Here is a 5,292-nt window from a genome sequence, read left to right on the forward strand (position 1 = left end):
TTGCCTTCCAACCAAGCCGCGCGACGCGCGCCACAAATAGCGCCGTAGCTAGCGCGGCTTGGCTGGAAGGCTGCCCGGGGCCCGTTACCCCATCTACAATGCTCGCTCACACACGAAGCACCTCGCGCATAGTTTCACGCATCACGATAAATTATTTCCCGAAACCGCTTCGCAAACCCTCCCGTAGTTCGGTCAACGACGCGCTACTGCTTCACGTCAAACTGTTGCAGGCGCCGTTGTTGCACCAACTCAAACACCGGCAACGGTCACCATCCAATCGGGAGACTCTCCATGTCGAAGCGTATTGCCTATCTCGCTGCCGCCGCCCTCAGCGCCCTCGCCATCACCGCGACCGTGGTCGCGCCCGTTCGCGCCGAGGAAAAGACCGTCATGGTCGGCGGCGCCGCGATGTTCCCGTCCAAGAACATCGTCCAGAACGCCGTCAACTCCAAGGATCACACCACGCTGGTGGCAGCGGTGAAGGCGGCCGGTCTCGTGCCGACGCTGGAAAGCAAGGGTCCGTTCACGGTGTTCGCGCCGACCAACGCCGCATTCGGCAAGCTGCCGGCCGGCACTGTCGACACTCTGGTCAAGCCCGAGAACAAGGCGAGCTTGACCAAGATCCTCACCTACCATGTCGTGCCCGGCAAGCTCGAGGCGTCCGACCTCACCGACGGCAAGAAGATGAAGACCGCCGAGGGCGAGGAACTGACGGTCAAGAAGATGGACGGTAAGACCTGGATCGTCGACGCCAAGGGCGGCACCTCGATGGTGACGATCTCCAACGTCAACCAGTCGAACGGCGTCATCCACGTGGTCGACACCGTGCTGATGCCGGCGACATAACACCGCGCGATCCGGTTTCATCTCCAACCAGGATGCGATGAAACGGCGAGCCGGGGCGGAACCCGGCTCGCTTTATTGTGACCATCATAGCCCGCCGGTATCGATTCGATGCCGGAGAGGGCGTAACGAAAGCGGAAGCATCGGCGTATAATTGCTGTCAGACGATGTTCAGGACGGAACCATCATGTCGAGCCTCACAGTCACCGACGAGCAGGTCAGCGCCACCCCGGCCAAAGTGGTCCAGCCGGCCTGGGTCAGGGTGATGCACTGGATCAATGCCCTCGCCATGATCCTGATGATCCTGTCGGGCTGGCAGATCTACAACGCCTCGCCGCTGTTCGGCTTCAGCTTCCCGCGCGAGTACACGCTTGGCGGCTGGCTCGCCGGCGGCCTGCTCTGGCACTTTGCGGCGATGTGGCTCTTGATGATCAACGGCCTCGCCTATCTCGTCACCGGCCTGGCCACCGGACGTTTCCGCAAGAAGCTGCTGCCGATCACGCCGTCCGGCGTGATCCACGACGTCAGGGCGGCGCTGACCTTCAAGCTCGGCCATGCCGATCTTACCGTCTACAATTACGTGCAGCGCCTGCTCTATGCCGGCATCATCGTGGTCGGAGTGCTCATCGTGCTGTCCGGCCTGTCGATGTGGAAGCCGGTGCAGCTCTATTATCTGGTGATGCTGTTCGGCGATTATCCGACCGCGCGCTACGTCCATTTCTTCTGCATGGCCGCGATCTGCGCGTTCCTCGTCATTCACGTCGCGCTTGCGCTGCTGGTACCGAAGAGCCTGCGCGCCATGATCATCGGTCGCTGAGGGGAGGAGATTATGGCCAAGCGTTCATTCCTGATCCCCGGCGTCGACAAGCGGTTGCTGATCAAGGACTCCATCAAGACGATGCCGGATCTCACCCGCCGCCGCTTCATCGCGGGCGGCGCCAGCCTCGGCGCGCTGACGTTGCTCACGGGCTGCAACGTCATCGACTCATCCTCCGCCGAGGAGATGCTGAAGACGGTCTCGAAATTCAACGACGCCGTGCAGGATTTCATCTTCAATCCCGACGCGCTGGCGCCGACCTTCCCCGAGAGCGCGATCACAAAGCCATTTCCGTTCAATGCCTATTACGATCTCGACGACGCGCCGGAGGTCGACGCTACCGACTGGAAGCTCGAGGTTCGTGGCCTCGTCGACAATAAGAAGTCGTGGGCCCTTCCCGAGTTGTACAAGCTGCCGCAGGTCACCCAGATCACCCGCCACATCTGCGTCGAAGGCTGGAGCGCGATCGGAAGCTGGACCGGCACCCCCTTGCGCGATTTCCTCAAGCTGATCGGCGCCGACACCCGCGCCAAATATGTCTGGTTCCAATGCGCCGACAAGGATGGCTACAACTCGCCCTTGGACATGCGTAGCGCGCTGCATCCACAGACGCAGATGACCTTCAAATACGCGAACGATATCCTGCCGCGCGCCTATGGTTTTCCCATGAAGATCCGCGTGCCGACCAAGCTCGGCTTCAAGAACCCGAAATATGTGGTGTCGATGGAAGTCACCAATGACTACAAGGGCGGCTATTGGGAAGATCAGGGGTACAATTCGTTCAGCGGGAGCTAGCTCCGCCTTTGTAGGGTGGGCAAAGCGAAGCGTGCCCACCAATTTTGCATTCGCGCGGACGAACGATGGTGGGCACGGCGCTATGCGCCTTTGCCCACCCTACGGCGCCGATGATTTGGCCGGCCCCACCTTGCGCTGGCATAGCGCCGCAACTGCCCCGAGCGCCAGCAATGCCGCCGAGACGTTCAGCGCGTAGCTCAAACTCCCCAGCGCATCCGTGATCGCGCCGACCACGATCGGGCCGAGCGTCTGCCCGACTCCGAACGAGATTGTCATCGCCGCGATCGCGGTCGGCCACACCTCGGGCGGGTAGTTGAAGCGGACGAAGGCGGTGGTCGAGCCGACCACGGCGAAGAAGGCGACGCCGAACACCACCGCCGACACCGCGAGCCATGCCGGCGAATGCCCGAGGATCGGCAAGGCCGCGCCGAGCGCGTTGGTGCCGAGGATGATGGCGGTGGCGAGGCCACCGCGATCCAGTGCCAGCACGCCGCGCCAGGCCCAGGGCGTCGCAAAGGCGCTGAGGCCGATCAGGCTCCAGAATGCGGCCTGTGCCGCGGCGCCGCCGCCGCCATCGCGCACATAGGCGATCATGAAGGTCATGTAGGCGATGTAGCCCGCGCCGAACAGGAAGTAGCCGGCGAGATAGATCAGCACCGGACGAATCGCGAAGCTGGCGTGGCTGCCTTGCGAGAAGCGCACTCCGCTTTCGATGCGGATCAGGAATAGGGGCACGGTCATAGCCGCCGAAAGCAGGGCCATGGCCCACCACACTATCCACCATGAGCCCGGCCCGAAATGCGCAAGCGTGTAGGGAGCGATCAGCCCCGAGGCGAGAATGCCGATGCCGGGTCCGGCGTAGAACAGGCTGAGGAGGAAATTGGCCCGCTCCGGGCGCGACTGCGCGATCGAAGCGGCCAGCGCGCCGCCGGCGACAAAGCCGGCCGCGGCGCCGAAGCCGAGCACGAGGCGCGCGAGGCTCAGCGCGACGAAATTGCCTGTTAGCGCACAGATGGCGAGCGCGGCGACGCAGGCCAGGGTTCCACCGCGGATCGCGGCCGCCCAGCCGACGCGCTGGATCAGGCGGGACGCCACGAGCGCGCCCGCGAGGTAGCCGACGGCGTTGATGGTGTTCATGAAACCGGCCGCCGAGTAGGACCAGCCGAGAGCCTCCCGCATATCCGGCAGCACCAGCGCATAGGCAAAACGGCCGATGCCGAGCCCGACCGTCGCCGCCAGCGACAGGGTCAGGATCAGCCGCGCGGCGTGTGCGTCGGGCTCGGGGCGGCGATCTTGAGGAAAGCAGTCTTGGGCGTGCAAGGGGTACTCCGGCGTGCGCAGTGTGGCAGGCTCCGCCCGCCTTGCACAGTCGCGAGGCGGCAATGGTGTCTTGCCAAGCGCGCAACGCCGCTCTAGCACTCCGGCCGAAAATCACGAGGCGGCGTCATGCCCGGCCTTGTGCCGGGCATCCACGCCTGCTCCGCCGCCTAGGCGAGACGTGGATGGCCGGGACAAGCCCGGCCATGACGAGGAAACAACTGAGGTAACGAATCATGGCGACCCACAAACTGCTGCTGCTCCCCGGCGACGGTATCGGCCCCGAAGTGATGGGCGAGGTGAGGCGGCTGATCGACTGGCTCAATGCGGCAGGGATCGCCAAATTCGAGACCGACACCGGCCTCGTCGGCGGTTCTGCCTATGACGCACACAAGGTGTCGATCTCCGAGGGCGACATGGCCAAAGCCAAGGACGCCGATGCGATCATCTTCGGCGCGGTCGGCGGCCCGAAATGGGATGCGGTTCCTTACGACGTGCGCCCCGAAGCCGGCCTCCTGCGTCTGCGCAAGGATCTCGGCCTGTTCGCCAACCTCCGCCCCGCAGTGTGCTATCCGGCGCTCGCGGACGCCTCGAGCCTGAAGCGCGAGGCGGTCGAGGGCCTCGATATCATGATCGTGCGCGAGCTCACCGGCGGCGTTTATTTCGGCGAGCCCAAGACCATCACCGATCTCGGCAACGGCCAGAAGCGCGCCATCGATACCCAGGTCTACGACACCTATGAGATCGAGCGCATCGCCCGCGTCGCCTTCGACCTTGCCAGGAAGCGTAAGAACAAGGTGACGTCGATGGAGAAGCGCAACGTCATGAAGTCGGGCGTGCTCTGGAACGAGGTCGTGACCCAGGTCCACAAGCGCGAATATACCGACGTCACGCTGGAGCATCAGCTCGCCGATTCCGGCGGCATGATGCTGGTGAAATGGCCGAAGCAGTTCGACGTCATCGTCACCGACAATCTGTTCGGCGACATGCTGTCCGACATCGCGGCGATGCTGACGGGATCGCTTGGCATGCTGCCGTCCGCCTCGCTCGGCGAGGTCGACGTCAAGAGCAAGCAGCGCAAGGCGCTGTACGAGCCCGTGCACGGCTCGGCGCCTGACATCGCAGGCCAGGGCCTCGCCAATCCGATCGCGATGATCTCGTCCTTCGGCATGGCGCTGCGCTACTCCTTCGATATGGGCGCGCTCGCCGACAAGGTCGACGCCGCGATCGCCGCCGTGCTCGCCAGCGGCCTGCGCACCGCCGACATCAAATCGGAAGGCACCACGGCCGCCTCCACCACGCAGATGGGCGAAGCGATTTTGAAGGAATTGCAGAAGCTGCACGCGTAGAGTCGTAGCCCGGATGGAGCGAAGCGAAATCCGGGGTTCTTGCCACGCGTCGAAATTCCCGGATTGCGCTTCGAGACTGGGCAATTATTTGTTTTGTCGCCGGCTTACGCGGTCGTGTCGGAATGTTTGACGGATTTAGGCTCGGAGTGGCGCTGGGGCGGCCCGTAGCCG

Annotated in this window: 5 protein-coding genes; 4 read left to right on the forward strand and 1 reads right to left on the reverse strand. The window is 63.8% G+C overall.

Annotated elements, in window-relative coordinates; translation table 11 throughout:
* The first annotated feature begins 291 nt into the window (after positions 1-291).
* From IVA80_RS22350 to IVA80_RS22360, 3 genes are all read left to right on the forward strand, one after another.
* Positions 292-846, forward strand: coding sequence for a fasciclin domain-containing protein (locus IVA80_RS22350; protein WP_247435298.1), 555 nt, complete (start codon positions 292-294; stop codon positions 844-846).
* 184 nt (positions 847-1,030) lie between these two features.
* Positions 1,031-1,660, forward strand: coding sequence for a cytochrome b/b6 domain-containing protein (locus tag IVA80_RS22355; RefSeq protein WP_247435301.1), 630 nt, complete (start codon positions 1,031-1,033; stop codon positions 1,658-1,660).
* A gap of 12 nt (positions 1,661-1,672) precedes the next feature.
* The gene (locus IVA80_RS22360) at positions 1,673-2,455 is read left to right on the forward strand and encodes a molybdopterin-binding protein (protein ID WP_247435303.1); all 783 of its coding nucleotides are present in this window, start codon (positions 1,673-1,675) and stop codon (positions 2,453-2,455) included.
* A 99-nt stretch (positions 2,456-2,554) separates the two neighbouring features.
* Here the strand turns inward: IVA80_RS22360 and IVA80_RS22365 are convergent, their stop codons facing one another.
* Positions 2,555-3,775 (reverse strand): YbfB/YjiJ family MFS transporter, encoded by a 1,221-nt coding sequence (locus IVA80_RS22365; RefSeq protein ID WP_247435306.1) that lies wholly within the window; start codon positions 3,773-3,775, stop codon positions 2,555-2,557.
* A 233-nt stretch (positions 3,776-4,008) separates the two neighbouring features.
* On the opposite strand from IVA80_RS22365, the gene leuB reads away from it, so the two are divergent.
* Complete coding sequence (leuB, locus tag IVA80_RS22370) at positions 4,009-5,121, forward strand: 3-isopropylmalate dehydrogenase (RefSeq protein WP_247435310.1); 1,113 nt, start codon at positions 4,009-4,011, stop codon at positions 5,119-5,121.
* Positions 5,122-5,292 lie beyond the last annotated feature (171 nt).

It is taken from the genome of Bradyrhizobium sp. 139, assembly GCF_023074175.1.
In the GTDB taxonomy this organism is placed as follows: Bacteria; Pseudomonadota; Alphaproteobacteria; order Rhizobiales; family Xanthobacteraceae; genus Bradyrhizobium.